15 protein-coding genes are annotated in these 15,947 nt (G+C 40.6%); 8 read left to right on the top strand and 7 right to left on the bottom strand.

Going from position 1 to position 15,947, the window contains the following annotated elements; translation table 11 throughout:
• The first annotated feature begins 100 nt into the window (after window positions 1-100).
• Window positions 101-1,294, top strand: a complete 1,194-nt coding sequence (locus IRY55_RS07230; RefSeq protein WP_194562628.1) for an FtsW/RodA/SpoVE family cell cycle protein — start codon at window positions 101-103, stop codon at window positions 1,292-1,294.
• A 68-nt stretch (window positions 1,295-1,362) separates the two neighbouring features.
• On the opposite strand, the gene IRY55_RS07225 is transcribed toward IRY55_RS07230, so the two are convergent.
• Complete coding sequence (locus IRY55_RS07225; RefSeq protein ID WP_194562627.1) at window positions 1,363-1,524, bottom strand: Lmo0850 family protein; 162 nt, start codon at window positions 1,522-1,524, stop codon at window positions 1,363-1,365.
• A gap of 214 nt (window positions 1,525-1,738) precedes the next feature.
• Between IRY55_RS07225 and IRY55_RS07220 the strand changes: the two genes are divergently transcribed.
• From IRY55_RS07220 to cls, 6 genes are all read left to right on the top strand, one after another.
• Window positions 1,739-2,038, top strand: coding sequence for a metal-sensitive transcriptional regulator (locus tag IRY55_RS07220; protein ID WP_194562626.1), 300 nt, complete (start codon window positions 1,739-1,741; stop codon window positions 2,036-2,038).
• A gap of 8 nt (window positions 2,039-2,046) precedes the next feature.
• Window positions 2,047-2,256 carry a copper ion binding protein gene (locus IRY55_RS07215; RefSeq protein ID WP_194562625.1) on the top strand — a complete coding sequence of 70 codons (210 nt, stop codon included), beginning with the start codon at window positions 2,047-2,049 and terminating at the stop codon, window positions 2,254-2,256.
• Window positions 2,257-2,329: 73 nt separating this feature from the next.
• Entirely contained in the window at window positions 2,330-4,699 is a 2,370-nt protein-coding gene (locus IRY55_RS07210; protein WP_194562624.1) for a heavy metal translocating P-type ATPase, read from the top strand.
• Between the two features lie 169 nt (window positions 4,700-4,868).
• Window positions 4,869-6,197 carry a sodium-dependent transporter gene (locus tag IRY55_RS07205; protein WP_194562623.1) on the top strand — a complete coding sequence of 443 codons (1,329 nt, stop codon included), beginning with the start codon at window positions 4,869-4,871 and terminating at the stop codon, window positions 6,195-6,197.
• A 155-nt stretch (window positions 6,198-6,352) separates the two neighbouring features.
• Window positions 6,353-7,519: an MFS transporter gene (locus IRY55_RS07200; protein ID WP_194562622.1), complete on the top strand. Its 1,167-nt coding sequence runs from the start codon at window positions 6,353-6,355 to the stop codon at window positions 7,517-7,519.
• A 133-nt stretch (window positions 7,520-7,652) separates the two neighbouring features.
• Entirely contained in the window at window positions 7,653-9,104 is a 1,452-nt protein-coding gene (cls, locus tag IRY55_RS07195; protein WP_194562621.1) for a cardiolipin synthase, read from the top strand.
• Window positions 9,105-9,154: 50 nt separating this feature from the next.
• On the opposite strand, the gene IRY55_RS07190 is transcribed toward cls, so the two are convergent.
• Window positions 9,155-9,955 (bottom strand): M15 family metallopeptidase, encoded by an 801-nt coding sequence (locus tag IRY55_RS07190; RefSeq protein ID WP_235961078.1) that lies wholly within the window; start codon window positions 9,953-9,955, stop codon window positions 9,155-9,157.
• A gap of 147 nt (window positions 9,956-10,102) precedes the next feature.
• On the opposite strand from IRY55_RS07190, the gene IRY55_RS07185 reads away from it, so the two are divergent.
• Window positions 10,103-11,260 carry an MFS transporter gene (locus IRY55_RS07185; protein ID WP_328799635.1) on the top strand — a complete coding sequence of 386 codons (1,158 nt, stop codon included), beginning with the start codon at window positions 10,103-10,105 and terminating at the stop codon, window positions 11,258-11,260.
• Window positions 11,261-11,303: 43 nt separating this feature from the next.
• Here IRY55_RS07185 and IRY55_RS07180 read toward each other — a convergent pair whose 3' ends face one another.
• From IRY55_RS07180 to IRY55_RS07160, 5 genes are all read right to left on the bottom strand, one after another.
• Window positions 11,304-11,891 carry a TetR/AcrR family transcriptional regulator gene (locus IRY55_RS07180; protein WP_194562619.1) on the bottom strand — a complete coding sequence of 196 codons (588 nt, stop codon included), beginning with the start codon at window positions 11,889-11,891 and terminating at the stop codon, window positions 11,304-11,306.
• Between the two features lie 191 nt (window positions 11,892-12,082).
• The gene (locus IRY55_RS07175) at window positions 12,083-12,919 is read right to left on the bottom strand and encodes a 3-hydroxyacyl-CoA dehydrogenase family protein (protein WP_194562618.1); all 837 of its coding nucleotides are present in this window, start codon (window positions 12,917-12,919) and stop codon (window positions 12,083-12,085) included.
• Window positions 12,920-12,931: 12 nt separating this feature from the next.
• A complete protein-coding gene (locus IRY55_RS07170) occupies window positions 12,932-14,113 on the bottom strand; it encodes an acetyl-CoA C-acetyltransferase (protein ID WP_194562617.1) in 1,182 nt (393 codons plus the stop codon).
• Complete coding sequence (locus tag IRY55_RS07165; RefSeq protein WP_194562616.1) at window positions 14,110-14,613, bottom strand: TRAP transporter small permease; 504 nt, start codon at window positions 14,611-14,613, stop codon at window positions 14,110-14,112. The genes IRY55_RS07170 and IRY55_RS07165 overlap by 4 nt, the downstream gene beginning before the upstream one ends.
• A gap of 11 nt (window positions 14,614-14,624) precedes the next feature.
• The gene (locus IRY55_RS07160) at window positions 14,625-15,932 is read right to left on the bottom strand and encodes a TRAP transporter large permease (protein WP_194562615.1); all 1,308 of its coding nucleotides are present in this window, start codon (window positions 15,930-15,932) and stop codon (window positions 14,625-14,627) included.
• Window positions 15,933-15,947 lie beyond the last annotated feature (15 nt).

The raw sequence follows: 15,947 nt of genomic DNA, 5'->3' as shown, positions 1-15,947 counted from the left end.
ATTATATGAAGAACGTCATTGAAAAGTATGCACATTTAAAACATATCCGTTATAATTTAGGAATGGATATCGAATTTACGAAAAAGAAAAGGTGGATGTTGTGAGCCTACAAGATAAAAAAGATACATTTTTTAACCGGTTTGACTGGAAATTAGCCCTCATCATTATCGCTCTCGCTATTGTCAGTGTCATTGCAATCTCATCTGCCCAAACGTCTGGTCAATATTTAACGAACTTCGCTTTAAAACAAGTCGTTTGGTTCGTCGTCGGCTTTATTTTAATCGGGATGACCCTCGTCTTGGAGCCAGAACAATATAAAAAAATCGCTTGGTTCACATTACTGTTCGGACTTGTTTTATTAGCGCTCGTCAAATGGGGCCCAGGTGGACCAGGTACGGGACTCGCTCCGATTTACAATGGTGCGAAACGATGGTTAAACTTACCCGTAATCGGACGCATTCAACCATCCGAATTTGTGAAGATTTTTTACATTTTGGTCATCGCTCGAGTCGTCAGTAAACATCATGAAAATACAAGTATCAAGACGATCCAAACAGACTTTATTTTACTCTTAAAAATTTTAGGAATACTTGCGTTGCCTTTATTTTTCATCATCAATCAAGACTTAGGGACATCGCTCGTCTTCCTTGCCATCACTTTAGGAGTCATTGTTGTTTCAGGAATCTCTTGGAAATTGCTCGCCCCTCTCTTCGTTGGAGGTGCCGCTCTCGGTGCAACCGTTCTTTGGATGAGCGTTTATGCACAAGATTTTTTACGAGAAAAAGTAGGGCTGGATGAATTCCGAATGAAACGAGTATATTCCTGGTTAGATCCATACTCTTATCCGAGTAATGAAGGATTCAACTTAATTCAAACGATGACGGGCATCGGTTCTGGAGAATTGTTCGGAAAAGGATATAAAGGACGGGAAGTATATGTACCTGAAAACCATACTGACTTCATCTTCAGTATTATCGGTGAAGAATACGGTTTTATCGGTTCAAGCCTCGTCATTATTTTATTTTTCATTTTAATTTATCATCTAACAAAAATTTCACTTAGTTTAAATGATCCATTCAGTATTTATATTACGACAGGTGTTATTTCAATGATTGCCTTCCATGTCATCGAAAATATCGGGATGAACATTCAACTTTTACCGATTACCGGTATCCCGCTTCCATTCATTAGCTTTGGAGGAAGTTCTATTTTCAGTATGTCTATTGCTGTCGGGCTCGTTTTCAGTATTCGTTATCATCAACGAACTTACATGTTCTCAGACGAAGACCATTAAAATAAAAAAGCACATCACCTTTGCGTACCTTCTGTTCAAGGTAGAGCAAATGGCGATGTGCTTTTTTATTAATTGCAACTATTCGGTTCAACTGTAGTTGCATTCGATGATTCTTGTGCAGGAGGGGCAATTGCTTTCAACATTTCTAATCGAGATTTCGTTAATGATGCAGATACGCCTAAATTGGCTAATTGTAACAAAATCGTTTTTAAGTTATTTTTTTCTTTCATTTCTTTGCCACGACCTTCCTTCTGTTTGCAAATGAGAAATTTTTCACATTCACTCCGTACATTTTAGTAGCACTCTTATCATACCACGATTTCAGTCGTTCAAACGTTTCATTTCTGTTACAATATTGTTTTTCTGTAAAAAATACTTCTTCTTTGACATACCCTAACGGGGTACATTACAATAAATATAAATCATGAAAGGGGCGCTTGCTCTATGGCTGAAGTTGAAACGTGTCGAAAAAGTCACCACCCTGAACATGTAAAGACGAACTTAACACATCGACTGAACCGCATCGAAGGACAAATTCGAGGCATTAAGCGCATGGTTGATGAAGACGTCTATTGCGATGATATTATTACGCAATTATCGGCGACACAATCCGCTTTAAATAGTGTTGCTGCGATTTTACTCGATGGTCATTTAAAAGGCTGTGTGAAAAATCGACTCGCAGAAGGTGATGAAACAATTTTAGATGAACTCGTCACGACAATGACGAAATTAATGAGAAAGTAGGGATACAAATGGAACATATTCAATTTCAAGTAGAAGGAATGTCTTGCGGACACTGTGTGAACGCAATTGAAACAGCACTCTCAAAAGAGGTCGGTGTACAGTCTGTACAAGTGAATCTAGACGCTGGCACTGTCATGATTGATTACAATGCCGATCAAGTTTCCGAGTCAACACTCTCGCTAACGATTGAAAATCAAGGGTTCGACGTCGTCGAATAATGTTACTGCGGTATTACCCGCAGTTTCTTTCTCACAAAAATATACCCCTATAGGGTACTTAGGAAGTGATACAATGATTCAACAATTTCAAGTGAAAGGGATGACGTGCGCTGCATGTTCTAATCGTGTTGAAAAAGGATTAAATGACTTAACCGATGTGAAAGCAACCGTCAATTTTGCGACAGAAAAAGCGCATGTCGAGTACGACCCGAAAAAAATATCGTTCGCACAAATTGAACAAAAAATTCAATCGCTCGGCTATGACATCATTTTAGATGAAGCACAATTAGATATTATCGGCATGACGTGTGCCGCTTGTTCTGGACGGATTGAACGTGTATTAAACCGAGATCCCCGTATCGAATCGGCGACAGTAAACTTAGCGCTCGAAACAGGAACGATCCGCTACAACCCAGAAGAGATTTCAATTGAAGAAATTACAGAAAAAATTCGCAATATCGGATTTGACGCCGTACCGAAAGAAACGAATGCTCCTCGTGAAAAAGATGATGAAACAGAGAAGAAGAAACGACAACTCTTATTGTCTATCATGTTAACCTTCCCTTTATTGTGGACGATGTTTAGTCATTTCTCTTTTACTTCATTCATCTACGTACCCCCTATTTTATTAAACCCGTATGTTCAATGGGCAATTGCGACACCCGTTCAATTTATTATCGGAGCGAATTTTTATAAAGGCGCCTATTACTCACTAAAAAATAAAAGTGCCAATATGGATGTGCTCGTCGCGCTCGGTACGTCTGCTGCTTATTTTTATTCGGTTTATCTCGTATTTCAAGATCCAAGTCACGGACTCTACTTCGAAACGAGCGCCATGTTAATTACACTCATTTTACTCGGGAAATATTTTGAAGCGAAAGCGAAAGGTCGTTCGTCGGATGCGATTCGTTCGCTCATTCAAATGCAACCGACAACTGCGACACTCATTCGGAACGGCAAACATATCGAAGTGCCGATTCAAGAGGTCGTACTCGATGATATTTTGCTTATTCGTGCAGGAGAAGCGATTCCTGTCGATGGAGTCATCGTCGAAGGAGAAACGACGATTGATGAATCGATGTTGACAGGAGAAAGCATGCCTGTGCATAAGTCTAGAGGTGCGGAAACATTCACCGCAACGATTAATACAGGAAATCCGATTCGCATTCGAACGAACAAAATCGGCAAGGATACGATGCTCTCTCAAATTATTAAAATCGTCGAAGAAGCACAAGGCTCGAAAGCGCCGATTCAACGTTTAGCGGACCAAATTTCCAATGTTTTTGTACCGATTGTTGTCGGAATTGCATTGCTTACCTTCGTTATTTGGTATATCATAGTCAGTCCTGGCGATTTTGCCACAGCTTTAAAAAGTACGATTGCCGTTCTCGTCATCGCTTGCCCTTGTGCGCTCGGACTTGCGACCCCAACATCGATTATGGCGGGGTCTGGACGCGCCGCAGAGTACGGCATTTTGTTTAAAACAGCGGAAGCGATGGAACGTGCGAAAGACGTTGATACGATCGTTTTTGATAAAACGGGAACGATTACAGAAGGTCGCCCAACAGTCACTCATTTTGAAACGACTCGCGATCAAGCGAAACTTCTTTCTGCTATCGTCTCCATTGAACGAGAATCTGAGCATCCTTTAGCGACAGCAATCGTTCGTTACGGAGAAGAACAAAACATTCCATTCGTTCCAATCGAACAATTTCAAACGATTATGGGGAAAGGTGTTTCTGCAACTGTCAATCAAGAAACAATCCATATCGGAAATAAAACATTAATGGATGAATACCATATCGCATTGCCTAACGACTTATCCACAGTGGATAAGTATCGGACACAAGGTGAAACCGTCATGTATATCGCAGCAGACGGGAAATATTGTGGGTTCTTGACAGTCGCCGATCCAATTAAAGAGGGAGCTGTTGAAGCGATTCAACAATTGCATGAAGCTGGTTATTCAACGATGATGCTCACAGGAGATAATGAAAAGACCGCTGAAGCTATTGCAAAGAAAGTCGGGATTAAAGAAGTCATTGCCGATGTTCTCCCAACAAATAAAGCAGAAACGATCGACTTATTAGAATCGAGCGGATTGCGTGTTGCGATGATCGGAGATGGTATTAACGATGCTCCAGCGCTCGCCCGTGCTTCTATCGGGATCGCGATGGGAACAGGGACAGACATCGCCATTGAAGCGGCTGACATTACGTTAATGCAAGGGAATATTTCACTCGTTCCGAAAACATTCCGTATGAGTGCGGCTAGTGTGCGCAATATTAAGCAAAACTTGTTTTGGGCACTCGCCTATAACTCACTCGGTATCCCGATTGCAGCAATGGGATTACTTGCTCCGTGGGTAGCGGGTGCAGCGATGGCATTCAGTTCCGTATCCGTTGTGTTAAACGCCTTACGATTACAAAAAATAAAATTATAAACATGTGTACAACTTAATAAAACATACAAAATAGCATGTGTGAAACACTCACATGCTATTTTGTATGTTTATACACTTTCACTCTTTACGAAATTTTCATACTTTTCCGTTTCAATTTTGTTATAATATTCAACGCGTCAAAATTTATTCAATTGAAAGGAGAATTCTTTTGGCACAACGTGAACACTTTTCCAATAAGCTCGGATTTATGCTCGCTGCTGCAGGTAGCGCAGTCGGACTCGGTGCTATTTGGAAGTTTCCTTATATGGCCGGTAGCAATGGTGGCAGTGCTTTTATTATTTTATTTATTCTTTGTATGATCCTCATTAGCTTACCCGTTTTAATCGCAGAATTTATGATCGGCCGCCGTGGACAAGCCGATGCGATTACTTCATTTAAACAACAGGCACCTGGAACTCCTTGGTACCTCGTCGGTTATTTAGGAACGATTACATCCGCTCTCATCTTATCTTTTTACAGTGTGGTCGGTGGGTGGATTTTAAGCTATTTAGTACGTGCTTTATTATTCCAACTAAAATCAACGGAATCTACTTCTTACGACACATTGTTTCAATCGATCATTCAAAATCCTTGGGAGATGATCATCGCACAAGGAGCTTTTTTCCTCATTACGATTTTCATCGTACAAGCGGGAATTAAAAGTGGCATTGAAAAAGCGAGTAAAATCATTATGCCTGCCCTTTTCATTTTCTTCGTTATCTTGGCAATTCGCTCTTTAACATTGCCTGGCGCAATGGAAGGGGTACGCTTCATGTTCGTTCCCGATTTTTCGAAAATTACGGGAGAAACGGTATTACTTGCACTCGGACAAGCCTTCTTTACTTTAAGTGTCGGAATTTCAATCATGATTACGTACGCTTCTTACTTAGGGAAAAATGAAAATATTGCAGGAACTGGCGTGAACGTCGCTTTAATGAACGTCTTCATTTCAATTTTAGCGGGACTCGTCATCTTCCCAGCAGTATTCGCCTTAGGATTTAAAACAGATGAAGGACCTGGACTCGTCTTCGTCATTTTACCGGCCGTTTTTGAGCAGATTCCACTCGGAAATTTCTTCTTAATTATTTTCTTTATTTTATTATTGTTCGCAACATTAACATCCGCCATGTCATTACTCGAAATGGTCGTTTCTGTCGTTGTGAAAGATCGACCGAAACGTCGCGTGCGCGTCACATGGTTACTCGGATTGTTCATCTTTATGATCGGAATTCCGAGCGCCTTGTCAGAAGGGGTACTTTCTCATATTCGAATCGGTTCTCAATCGATTTTCGGATTTATGGAATTTTTAACGAACAATATTGGAATGCCGATCGGCGCTTTACTCATTTCTTTATTCGTTGGGTATTACTATACGACGAACGAATCGAAAACAGAGCTACAGACAAAGCCATTTTTCTACACGATGTGGATTGTTTCTATCCGCTTTTTAGCACCGATCGCAATCCTCATTATTTTTATCGCCGGAATTTTCTTTTAATACTAGAAAGTTTTGATAAAATGACATACAGTATGGAATTTTTTCCGTCTGTATGTCATTTTTTGTTATTTTCACTTCATGTAGTGAGCGTATGTTTATAAGAAATAGGGTATTCATCTTATATTGATTTATTTTGAGAGAAAGTAGGAGATTATATGAAAAAATCGATTTTACTTCTGATGTCTGTTCAATTTTTCGTTTATCTCGGATTCGGCATTATCATTCCTATTTTGCCTGAAGTCGTTGTAGCGGAAAATTATTCTGAAGTACATGTTGGAGGCTTGTTGACAATTTACGCACTCGCTTCCTTCTTCACGGCTCCATTATGGGGAAAGTTATCGGATAATACGGGACGAAAAAAGCTTATTTTAACTGGACTCGTCGGCTTTAGTGCAAGCTTCTTTTTATTCGCACTCTTCATGGACAATTTAACTTTACTTTACGTATCGCGCATCGTCGGCGGAGTATTCTCGGGAGCGCTCTACACAGCTGTCACAGGCTTCGTTGCGGATTTAACGGATGAAGAGAACCGCAATAAATATATGGGCTTACTCGGAATGTCCATCGGATTAGGATTTATTTTTGGCCCAGCAATCGGCGGAGTACTCGGCGATTATAGTTTCAAACTTCCCTTTATCGCGTCAGGAATTTTAACACTCGTCTTATTCGTTTACGCTTCTATCGTGCTAAAAGAACCGACGCGACGCGGAGATGCCACAAAACGTGCCATCGTTCCAGAAGGTGCAAGCAAGCTTTGGAAATATCGCATTCGCTATTTATTTTTACTCTCTTTCTTCATCACATTTTTACTCGCTGGAATCGAAGCAACATTCCAACTGTTCCAAATGTCTAAAATCGACATTACGCCAAAACAGGTCGGCTACTTGTTTATGGCGAGTGGGTTCGTCGATGCATTCATTCAAGGTGGCGTCGTGCGTCGTGTAAAAAACGGAACCGAAACGAAGTGGATCTTCGGTGCCCAAATTATTACCGCAATTGGACTATTGCTCATTCCGTTTACGAACAGCCTCTTCTTCGCTGGATTTGCATTAAGTGTCTTCACTGCTGGAAATGCGCTCGGGCGTACTGTTCTCGTTTCACTCACTTCCAAAGAGTCAGGAGGACGTTACGGCACGGCTGCAGGGATGTCCTATTCAATGGACAATATGGGACGAATTTTTGGTCCCCTCTTATTTGTTTTCTTATTTACGAAATTAAATGGCCAAATTTATTATATTTCAGCAACAATCGCTATACTTTCGCTCGTGTTACTTCTATTATTCAATCGCTCTTCTCAATCTTTAAAAGAAATAGCAAAATAATGATTTGATATCCATTGAAACCGTCCTTTTTGGATGGTTTCTTTCGGTTCATTAAGTAAAAACTACTTTTTCCTATAAATTTCGCTATACTAAAGAGAAGGAAGTGAAGTTTTAAAGGAGGAATGGCATTTAAATGACTAGCTTAATTAGTTTAACCGTCGCAAGCGTACTCATCATCAACATTTTCCTAGCGATTGCGCTCATTTTTTTAGAGCGACGGGACCCGGCTGCTACATGGGCATGGTTGCTCGTGTTATTTTTTATTCCGATTTTAGGTTTTATTATTTATTTATTGCTCGGTCGACGTTTACGCAAAAAGCATTTATTTCGCTGGGAAGGTCAAAGTAAAATTGGGATTGAAAAGCTCATCGATTATCAAATGGCAGCGATTGAAAAAGGTTCTTTCGAATTTCGCAATCCCGAAACGAAATATTATGATGATATGATTTTTATGCATTTACGCAATAATCATGCTGTACTCACACAAGATAATGCCATCGAAATTTTTGATGATGGAAAAGAGAAATTCGAAAAGCTTTTGAAAGATATGGAACAAGCAAAAGACCATATTCATGTTCAATATTATATTTTCCGTCTCGATGACCTCGGTCAACGAATTGTCGATGTTTTAATTCGCAAGGCGAAACAAGGGGTAAAAGTACGTGTCTTATACGATGACATCGGTTCAAGAGGTGTTCGCAAAAAAGATTTTAATGAACTATTAGCGCATGGTGGAGAAGTTGGAGTCTTCTTCCCTTCGATTCTCCCTTTAATTAATCCGCGACTCAACTATCGAAATCACCGGAAAATTGTCATTGTTGATGGACGCATCGGATATATCGGAGGCTTTAACGTAGGGGATGAATATTTAGGTCTCTCTCAAAAATTTGGTTATTGGCGAGATACGCATCTTCGCATTGAAGGAAGTGCAGTACATCCGCTCCAAACTCGTTTTATTTTAGATTGGACTCAAGCATCGGAAGCGCATGAGATTCAATATGCTGACCGTTACTTCCCAGTCATACCTCAAAAAGGCGATGTTGCCGTTCAAATTGTATCGAGCGGACCAGATTCAGAATGGGAACAAATTAAAGATGGCTACTTAAAAATGATTTATCAAGCGCGAGATTATATTTATATTCAAACGCCTTACTTTATTCCAGATGCTAGCTTTATCGACGCGGTACGCATCGCTTGTCTCTCTGGTGTCGACGTACGCATTATGATTCCGAACAAGCCAGACCATATGTTTGTCTATTGGGCAACGTATTCCAATGTCGGAAAGTTATTAAAAGCAGGCGCACGTGTATATATCTATGAGAAAGGTTTCTTACACACGAAACAAATTGTAGTCGATGATCGTGTATCCACTGTTGGGACAGCGAATATTGATATGCGTAGTTTTAAACTAAACTTTGAAGTGAATGCTTTTATTTATGACAAATCAGACTCTCACCGTCTCGCTGAACTATTTGAGAAAGATATGCTAGACAGTTCTGAATTAACATATGAGATGTACTTACAACGGACGAATATGATTAAAATTAAAGAATCGATTTCGCGACTCATTTCACCAATTTTATAAAAAAGCTGCGTCTACAAGAAAGTCTTTTCACTTTGTGTAGACACAGCTTTCTATTCGCTTAAACCTAAATATTGTTCTAACGTAATGCCTCGCTTATAAATCTCTGTTGCAATCCCTTCTCCTACATAACGGAAATGCCAAGATTCATACATATATCCTGTAATGTGTTCCTTTCCTTCAGGATAACGCATAATAAATCCGTAGTGATGCGCATTGTCTCGCACCCACACACCTGCTTTCGTCGTAGCAAAACTGTTGCGCGCATAATGTCCTTCTTCGCCAACTGCCCCGATATCAAAAGCGAGTCCCGTTTGGTGTTCCGAGTATCCTGGACGTGCGCTATACGTATCAGCTGCTTCTTGTCCGTCTCTTTTCACGTAACGATCGTATAAATCTACTTGATAGTCGTACGAGCGAAATGTACTGAATGCATGTAAAGAAATCCCTTCTTTTTTCGCATCCGTCGCCATCTGTTCAAACGCAGCGCGCGCTTCTTTACTTTCTCCCGGATTGTATGTTTTAGGCAAAGGGAATACTTTACTTGCAATAAGCACCCCATCAATGACAGTCGGTTCTTCTGGAAGTCCTTTATCCACAAGTGGATAACCGTTCGAATCCACTTCAACTGTATCTAAAAAATATGGCTCTTCATCAGCCTCGACTACTTCTTTCTCTTCGTTTACTTTCTTTTCATCCTGTTTCACATTATTCACTACTTCGCCATTTGAATGCTCTTCTGACGTTTCGTCTTCTTTTAAAGAACATGCATAAAAAGTCAATCCAATTGTAAGAAGTGTCAGTAAAAGCAATAGTAGTTTCTTTGTAACATTCGATTTCATTCTTCTCGCCATTGTGTCGACTCACTTTCTCTAAATTATTTTCGTTCATTGAGATTCTTTTTATTTTAACATGCTTTTTTCCTATTTGTGCTATTTAGCCGAACTATTGTATCTAAATACGCTCTTTTCCGTTATACTAAAATTAATTTTTATGAAAGGGTGACGCTTTTGAATAGCCAGCGTTGGTTATCATTTGGATTCTTTTTCTTCTTTATTACGTGGGGGATTTTCCTTCCTTTTTGGACGGGCTGGTTAACGACTGACAAAGGCTTAACCGTAACCGCTGCGAGTATTGTCATGGGCGTTGGAATGATTTTACGTTCGTTCTCTACTTTTTTATTTTTCCCAATGATGACGCGAAAGGCACCTCTTGTTTCCGTGATTCGATGGATGGGAATTGCATCAATTATCGCACTCATTTTATACATTCCCGCCTCCTCTTTCACAGCTTTACTCATCATTACAGCTTTATTTAGCATGTTTTACCCAACTTTATTACCTGCGATTGAAAGCAGTGCGACCGTGTTGATGCAACGCGAACACATTCATTACGGAAAAAGTCGCTCGTACGGATCAATCGGTTATACGGTATCTGTTTTCATCATCGGCGCATTCATTGGATTTTGGGGAGAAGGAGTCATTCTATACGGAATGATTGCAGGACTCGGCATTTTAGTTTTCTATTTCTTTCAACGAGCGCCTATCGCCCTTACCTCTTTCGATACGTCTCAACCACATAAAAGGACTTCTTTAAAACAGTTGTTCCAATCGAAAACATTTATCGTCATTGCCATTTTAGCTGTCTTATTGCAAGGCGCACATACCGCTTACTACAACTACGGTTTCATTTATTTAAATGATTTACAAGTGAATGGGGTCTACATCGGACTCATCTTAAATATTGCGGTCTTATTTGAAATTATTTTCTTTACACAAGCCGATCGCTATTTTGCGAACGTTAAAATTTCAACTTTGTATATTATCGCGAGTGCGGGGTCATCTTTACGTTGGTTGCTTATTTTTCTTTTCCCAACAGCACCTATCTTTATCCTCTCACAAGGACTCCACGCCCTCTCTTTTGGATTTGCGCATTACGCATTCATTCAATATATTTCGAAACACTTAGACGCTTCGTTAATTGCGCCTGCTCAAGGTTTTTATGCAGCCTTTGCGATGAGTTTAAGCATCGCCATTTTAACGTTCCCAGCCGGATTTTTATATGATCTTCAACCGTCTTATGCATTTGCGAGTATGATGATTTGTTCTGTTCCTGCATTCATTCTCGTTCTGATGACTCGAAAAAAACTTCAATTTTAAAAAACGAAGCCTCCTCCTTTACTTTATGGAGATGGCTTCGTTTTTATTTTTTCAATAATTTTAAAACATAATCTGCATATTCTTCGATTAATTGTTCTTGATTGAAGCGTCCTTCCTCATTGAACCATTGCTGTACCCAGTTCATCGCACCTAATATGAACATGCGCACGAGCACGACTTCACTACGCTCAAATTGTTGAGAAGCAATCCCTCGACGAATGACTTCATCAAAGAGGGCTGCATATTTTTTTCGAAGCAGTAAAACCGACTCTAACTGTCCGTCATCAAAAGTGCGTTTTGGGTCAATCATCATGCTGAAAATCTCACGTTCATTAATCGCAAAACTAATATGGGTACTGACCATTTTCCGCAACAATTGTTCTGGTGATAAGTTTTCAAGTAAGTGATCTTCATGCTCAGCAATCGCTCGTGAAAGGACGAGATGATGGCATTGGTAAAGTAAATCATTTTTATTTTTAAAATAATAATAGAGCGAGCCTTTTGTCATTTGAAGCTCCGCTGCGATTTCTTCCATCGTCGCACCTTCATGGCCACGTTCATTGACGATTTTAATCGCTGACATTAAAATTTGATCTTTTTTACGTCGAACTTTTTGATTCGTTACGGTCACATGAACTCCTCTCCTTCTGTTGTTTATCTCATGCATTATAGCATAATTTATAGACGACTCGATGAGAAAAAGACCGAAGTGCGGTTAGGTTACCCGCGCCTCAGCCTATTCGTATAGATTGGGGTAATTCTTATAAAATCGTCATTTGGGGAAAGCAGATTTTAAATAAGAATGCGTATATGACAAACGATTTAATATTGATAAAACCCACGGCCTGTTTTACGTCCATAGTGGCCTGCTCGGACGAGTTTTTTTAAGATAAAAGGAATGCGGTATTTCGAGTCGCCCGTTTCGTCTAATAATGATTGTTGAACCGCTAATAGCGTGTCCAAACCAATCATATCGGCCAAGCGAAGCGGTCCAATCGGTTGATTCGTTCCGAGCTTCATCCCTTGATCGATATCTTCCGCAGAAGCGATTCCTTCTTCATACACGAACATCGCTTCGCTCAACATCGGAATTAAAATACGATTGACGACGAACAGTGGCGCGTCATTAACGAGTATGCTTTGCTTATTCATCGCTTCCGTTAAACGTTGTAGAACGGCCATTGTCTCATCCGACGTGTCAGCACCTTTCACTAATTCAACGAGCTCCATGACAGGAACAGGGTTGAAGAAATGCATGCCCGCTACTTTATCTGGACGTTTCGTCGCTGCGCCCATTTCTGTCACTGATAAACTTGACGTGTTCGATGCGAAAATGGTTTTCGGTTCGCACACTTCATCTAATTGTTGCAGCAGTGCTTTTTTGGCTTCCATCTTTTCTACAATCGCTTCCACAACGACTTCTGCGTTCGAAACATGTTGAATGTCTGTCGTCAATTGCACACGTTGCATCACCTCTTCTACAGTCGTCTCCAGTCCTTGCTTATCAACAACACGACCGATATTTTTTTCCATCGTCGTTTTAGCGCGATCGAGCGCTTCTTGTTGGACGTCGACGAGCACTGTTTCATATCCTGACATCGCCATCACTTGTGCGATTCCATTGCCCATAATACCTGAGCCGATAACAGCTACTTTCATTTTCGTTCCTCCTTACACTTTCTCGATGACGACCGCGATGCCTTGTCCGCCACCGATACATAAACTTGCGACAGCATATTGTAAATTTTCACGTTGTAATTCCATCGCAGCACTCAATAAAATACGGGCTCCACTCGCGCCAACCGGGTGACCAAGCGCGATCGCTCCACCGTGAACATTCGTTTTTTCTCGGTCTAATCCGAGCTCTTTTTCTACCGCTAAATATTGAGAAGCGAACGCTTCGTTAATTTCAACGCGATCCATATCTTCAATCGTCAACTGTGCACGCTCTAACGCTTGACGAATTGCAGGTACGGGACCGATTCCCATAATTGTTGGATCGACTCCAACGGTACCGGATGAAACGATGCGAGCGATCGGTTTTAAACCGTATTTCTGTACCGCTTCTTCGCTTGCGATAATGAGTGAAGCTGCCCCGTCATTGATTCCTGATGCGTTGCCCGCTGTGACAGAACCGTCTTTTTTGAAAGCTGGACGCAATTTCGCCAGCCCTTCTACTGTCGCTTCTGGTTTAATATGTTCGTCTTCTGAAACGACGACTGTATCGCGACGTTTTTTCACTTCGACTGGCACGATTTCTTCCGCGTAAATGCCAGCTTCACGCGCTTTCGCTGCACGTTCATTCGACAAGACTGCAAATTCATCTTGTTCTGCACGCGAAATATCGTACTGATCGGCTAACTTCTCCGCTGTCATGCCCATGCCGCTTCCTGTATATTGATCCGTCAATGTCGCCTGGAGCATATCTTCAAATTGCAAGTTGCCCATTTTCGAACCGCCAAAGCGTTGTTCAAAATTCGAGTACGGCGCTTGCGACATATTTTCTGCTCCTCCTGCTAATACGATGTCCGCTTCACCGAGCATAATCATATGAGCTCCTGATACGACCGACTGCATGCCTGAACCGCAAAGACGATTCACTGTCAATGCGGGTACTTCGACAGGAACTCCAGCGTGTAAAGCGATATGACGCGCTAAATAAGATGCGTTCACTCCCGTGTGGATGACACCACCATAAATAACGTGATCAATTTGCTCTGGTTGAACGTTCGCACGCTTCATCGCTTCTACCGCAGTGGCTGTTCCTAGAGCGTCCGCTGACACATTCGCAAACGATCCACCGAAATTCGTAAATGCAGTACGAGCACCTGCGACAATATATACATTTTTCATACATTAACCTCTCCTTTTGCACTTGATTGTTTCATCAATCTAAAAATCACTTCAACTAATACGAAGAAAAATCCAATCGGTACTAAAAAATATACGGGCCAAACGAGGAGTAATTTTCCTCCTACAGGAATCGCCATACTTTCTTGTAAACCGGATAAAGCAAATAAAAATCCATAATAGGTCATTAACGTAAAAACTAATAGTTCGACTAGTAAAATGAGCCAGCGATGAAAACGTTGAACGCCTTCTGGCAATTTGGAAATCAATTCCGATAATCTCGGCAAGACTCCCGACCAATAAGCGAAAGCGAGCGCCGGGAAAATCGCTAAAGGCATTAAATAATATTGAACAATTTCATACGTGCCGACAAGCGGCTTATTAAATATATTTCTCATCAATACATCGATCACGATAATCCACATCATCGCAAAAATCGCTAGCCCACTAATGTAAACGCCAAATGTTCGAAAAAAGTCATTCACTTTTATAATCGTTTTCATCATATTCACCTCTACTTCATTTGATTAGGAAGCCACGTTACAAGTTCGGGATAAATAATCAATAGCCCGATCACAACAACCGAAGCACCGAGTGCAAAGACGGTTGAAGTACGGAACAATGATTCAATTGAAATATTCGATACACTTCCTACTGCATAGACACTAATACCGACCGGTGGTGTAATCATGCCAATCGTACAAACGACGGTCAACATAATCCCAAACCATAACGGATCTGCATGAATCGTATCGAGAATAGGTGTAATGATTGGCACTGTCATTAAAATAACCGCTACTCCTTCGATGAACATAAATAAGAAGAAATAGAAAATCATAATAATTAAAATAACGAGTGTCGGTGTATCGAGTAATGGTCCTAGTAAATCAATAATTTTTCGAGGAACGAGTGACAATGAAATAAAGCGTCCAAAAAGTGAAGCACCAATGACGATGAACATTGCCATCACTGTAATTTTCGTCGTTTCGACTAATGATGATTTAATAAATTCCAAATTCACTTTTTTCAGCAATAATGCAATTAACAATGCGATAAATGCGCCGACGGCTCCAGCTTCTGTCGGTGAGAATACACCTGTGTAAATTCCACCGAAAATCGAAATCCCCATCGCTGAACCTAAAATCGTCACGATTAAATAACGAGAAACAGGCACATGATCTGGCACAAATTCTTTTGATACTTCTTTCATTTCATGACGATTTAAATGTAAGTAAATCAACGTCATAATAGAGAAACTTACCATTAATAAAATCCCTGGAATTAAAGCTGCAGTGAATAACTTTCCGATTGAAATTTGCGCGACGACACCGTATAAGATTAAAACGACACTCGGCGGAATAATTGCAGATAGAGAGCCTGCTGAGGCCGCAATTGTTCCTGCTAAGTGATCCGGATATCCACGCTTTTTTAATTCAGGTACTGCGATTTGACCGAGTGCGGCAGATGTAGCAGTTCCTGAACCAGAAACACCACCAAGTAAGCCTCCTAATAAAATCGTCATAATCCCAAGAGCACCCGGCTTCCCCCTTGAAAGCGTATACATTAAACTATACAAGTCTTTTACGATTCCTGCTTGCATAATGAATTGCGCCATTAAAATATAGAGTGGGATCGTCGTTAAAGAATAACTCGCAGTTCTTGTGAAAGCTTCACTGCGTAAGAAGCCATTTAATAAATCTATACCGCCGAGCCAAAAAATACCGATAATGCCAACGAACAACATCGCAGAACTAATGTATTGACCCATGACGAGAAAGTACAAGAAAATAATTAAAGAGACGATAATAATCACATTTTCCATCTGTCCCACACCCCT

Source organism: Savagea serpentis, from assembly GCF_015351395.1.
GTDB classification, from domain to species: Bacteria; Bacillota; Bacilli; order Bacillales_A; family Planococcaceae; genus Savagea; species Savagea serpentis.
Note: the sequence above shows the minus strand (reverse complement) of the source record. Positions and strands in the feature narration are given on the sequence as shown.

Excerpts from the sequence above, each read along its gene's own strand:
- IRY55_RS07225 (WP_194562627.1), bottom strand. The coding sequence starts at position 1,524 with ATGAAAGAAAAAAATAACTTAAAAACGATTTTGTTACAATTAGCCAAT.
- IRY55_RS07220 (WP_194562626.1), top strand. The coding sequence starts at position 1,739 with ATGGCTGAAGTTGAAACGTGTCGAAAAAGTCACCACCCTGAACATGTA.
- IRY55_RS07215 (WP_194562625.1), top strand. The coding sequence starts at position 2,047 with ATGGAACATATTCAATTTCAAGTAGAAGGAATGTCTTGCGGACACTGT.
- IRY55_RS07210 (WP_194562624.1), top strand. The coding sequence starts at position 2,330 with ATGATTCAACAATTTCAAGTGAAAGGGATGACGTGCGCTGCATGTTCT.
- IRY55_RS07200 (WP_194562622.1), top strand. The coding sequence starts at position 6,353 with ATGAAAAAATCGATTTTACTTCTGATGTCTGTTCAATTTTTCGTTTAT.
- cls (WP_194562621.1), top strand. The coding sequence starts at position 7,653 with ATGACTAGCTTAATTAGTTTAACCGTCGCAAGCGTACTCATCATCAAC.
- IRY55_RS07190 (WP_235961078.1), bottom strand. The coding sequence starts at position 9,955 with ATGGCGAGAAGAATGAAATCGAATGTTACAAAGAAACTACTATTGCTT.
- IRY55_RS07175 (WP_194562618.1), bottom strand. The coding sequence starts at position 12,919 with ATGAAAGTAGCTGTTATCGGCTCAGGTATTATGGGCAATGGAATCGCA.
- IRY55_RS07170 (WP_194562617.1), bottom strand. The coding sequence starts at position 14,113 with ATGAAAAATGTATATATTGTCGCAGGTGCTCGTACTGCATTTACGAAT.
- IRY55_RS07165 (WP_194562616.1), bottom strand. The coding sequence starts at position 14,613 with ATGAAAACGATTATAAAAGTGAATGACTTTTTTCGAACATTTGGCGTT.
- IRY55_RS07160 (WP_194562615.1), bottom strand. The coding sequence starts at position 15,932 with ATGGAAAATGTGATTATTATCGTCTCTTTAATTATTTTCTTGTACTTT.